Annotated in this window: 2 protein-coding genes and 1 pseudogene; all 3 read right to left on the reverse strand. The window is 74.3% G+C overall.

The annotated features are described in order from the left end of the window. Positions 1 to 874 (reverse strand): serine/threonine-protein kinase (locus ABZ281_RS45605; protein ID WP_356664302.1); only part of this gene is annotated, 874 nt, incomplete at its 3' end. Between the two features lie 226 nt (positions 875 to 1,100). Next, positions 1,101 to 2,390, reverse strand: a complete 1,290-nt coding sequence (locus tag ABZ281_RS45610; protein WP_356664300.1) for an MFS transporter — start codon at positions 2,388 to 2,390, stop codon at positions 1,101 to 1,103. After that, positions 2,387 to 2,593: pseudogene (locus ABZ281_RS45615) on the reverse strand (ABC transporter permease); the annotation flags it as partial. The gene ABZ281_RS45610 and the pseudogene ABZ281_RS45615, both read right to left, overlap by 4 nt.

A 2,593-nucleotide genomic window follows, 5' to 3' on the forward strand; every position in this document is an offset into this window, starting at 1 on the left:
TCGCCGCGGACGTGGTCCTGGGCCGCAGCGGCGGCGAGGCCTCCGGCAGCGGCTCGGGCAGGCCCCGCCAGGCGCCCCCGGCGAACCACTCGGCGGCCTGCTGGGAGGTGGGCCGGTCCTCGGGCTGCTTGGCGAGCAGACCGAGGAGGTAGTTCTCGAACGCCGGTGGCAGCCCGGTGACACCGAGGTCGCGGGGCGGCACGGGGGCGGAGTCGAGATGCTGGTGGAGGAGGGCCACGGCGGTGTCGGCCTGGAACGGCGGGCGCCCGCTGAGGAGCTGGTAGAGCACGCAGCCCAGGGAGTACATGTCGGAGGCGGGCCCCGCCTGCTTGCCCAGGGCACGCTCGGGCGCGAGGTACAGGCCGGTGCCGACGATCTGGCCGGTGGCGGTGAGCGCGGCGCCCGGGTCGTCGAGGAACCGCGCGATGCCGAAGTCGCCGATCTTCAGGGTGCCGTTCGTGTCCAGCAACAGGTTGGCGGGCTTGACGTCCCGGTGCACGATGCCCTGCCCGTGCGCGGCGGCGAGACCGGCGGACGCCTGTGCGGCCAGGTCGGCCACCTGCTCGGCGGGGAGCGGGCCGGAGCCGGCCAGCACCCCGGCGAGACTGTCGCCCTCGATCAGTTCCATCACCAGGTACAGCCGGTTGTCGTACTCGCCGAAGTCCAGGACGCCGACCACGTTGGGGTGGTTGAGACGCCCGGCGGTCTGAGCCTCCAGACGGAACCGGGAGGTCGCCGTGGCATCGGTGTCCTGGGGGAGCAGCAGCTTGAGGGCCACCGCTCTGGCGAGCGTCTCGTCGTACGCGCGCCAGACCTCTCCCATTCCACCGCGCCCGATCTCAACATCCAGCCGGTAGCGGCCCGCTAGCAGCACTCGTCCTCGTCTCATGCGTGTGGGAAGGTCGTTGCCGCAGGCCGAACTCCCCGCATACGCACGGGGATTGGTGGGGGGTGCCGCAGCCGACCCAGGATACTGGCGCGGCGCGACCACCGAACTCCGCAGTGGTGTCCGCGCAGGGTGCGGTCTCGTAATTCCCGGAACGAACCGGAGCGAAGGGGTCGCCCGCCGGGCCCGGTTGCCGTCGGGAGCGGGCGCGGTCTCACGCCGTGCCCGCCTCCTTCGCACGGCGGGGCAACAGGGGCACCGCCAGGGCCGGTACGGCCGCGAGGACCAGCCACGGCACGGCGGCCGGCAGCCCCAGGTCGAGCAGCGAGCCGGTGGCCGCGCTGCCGGCCAGGACGATCACACCGGAGACGGACGACAACGCGCCCGTGTAGAGCCCGAGCCGGCCCTCCTCGGCGAGGTCGGGCACCCAGGCGCGGGCGGCGGGCACCACCAGCATCTGCCCCACGGTGAGCAAGATCACGAAGCCCGCGGCCGGCAGCAGTCCGGCGGTGCCGGTCCAGCCGGCCGGGCGGGCCGCGGCCACCACCGCGAAGCCGGACGCGATCAGCAGCAGTCCCGCGGTCATCGAGCGGCGCAGATCGAGCCGGTCGCCCGCCCAGCGGGTCACCGGCAGCTGGGTGAACACCACCAGCACCGAGGACAGGGCGAAGAGCCAGGACAGCGGCACCTGGGAGCCCGCCGCGCGCTGCACCTCGTCCGGCAGGGCCAGATAGAGCTGGTTGTAGGCCAGGAGGTAGGTGCCGTAGGCACAGCACAGGGCGAGGAAGCGGCGGTTGCGCAGCAGGGCGCGGACCCCGCCCCGCTCCCGGACGCGGACCCGGCCGGGGATGTGCTGCGGCATCAGCCACAGGTGCCCGGCCAGGACGAGGACGAAGACCGCGGCACCCGCGAGGCACACGGTGCGAAAGTCCACGGCGAGCAGCAGCGCGCCGAGCAGCGGCCCGGCGAACGCCCCGACCTGGCCCGCCACGCTGAACAGGGCGAGGACCCGGGTGCGCGGGCCGGGGCCGCCCTCCTCCCAGACCACCGCCTGACGGGCCACCTCGGACTCCACGGCCGGAGAGAACAGCGCGGCGGCGAACCCGATCACCAGCACCGCCCCGATCACGGCCCCCGTCGCCTCCGCGTACCCGAGCCACACGAACCCGGCGATCCGCAGCACGCAACCCGCCAGCACGACCGGCCGCACCCCGAACCGGTCGACGAGCCAGCCGCCGACCACGAACAGCCCCTGCTGGCTGAAGGTGCGCAGCCCGAGCGCGAACCCGACCAGCCAGCCCGCCATGCCGATCGCGCTGCCGAGATGTTCGGCGAGGAACGGCAGGACGGCGTAGAAGCCGATGTTGAAGGCGAGCTGGGTGAGGATCAGCAGCCGCAGCAGCGGCGACAGCTGCCTGCACAGGCGCCAGGTGCCGTCGGGTGTCCCGGCGTCGGACGTGCGGGCGGCCTTGCGGGCCGGCGCGAGGGAGGCGGGGTCGGTCATCGTTCTTCTGTCTGTGAGGCGGACACGGGCGTCAGGAGGGCGTCGGGGTGGTCCGGTTGCCGGAGCCGGGCCGGCACGACCCGGTCCGCGGGCGGTTCGGCCGGGCCGGCGGGCCGTGTGCGCCGCCGGGGCAGTCGTACGCCGCCCGCGGCCGTCACCGCGAGCGCCCCGAGCAGGGCGAGGACGGCGGCGGGGAAGAGGAC

Source organism: Streptomyces sp. NPDC006265 (genome assembly GCF_040613555.1).
Taxonomy (GTDB): Bacteria; Actinomycetota; Actinomycetes; order Streptomycetales; family Streptomycetaceae; genus Streptomyces.

Bases quoted from the DNA above. Each gene is read 5' to 3' on its own strand.
- ABZ281_RS45610 (WP_356664300.1), bottom strand. From the start codon at position 2,390: ATGACCGACCCCGCCTCCCTCGCGCCGGCCCGCAAGGCCGCCCGCACG.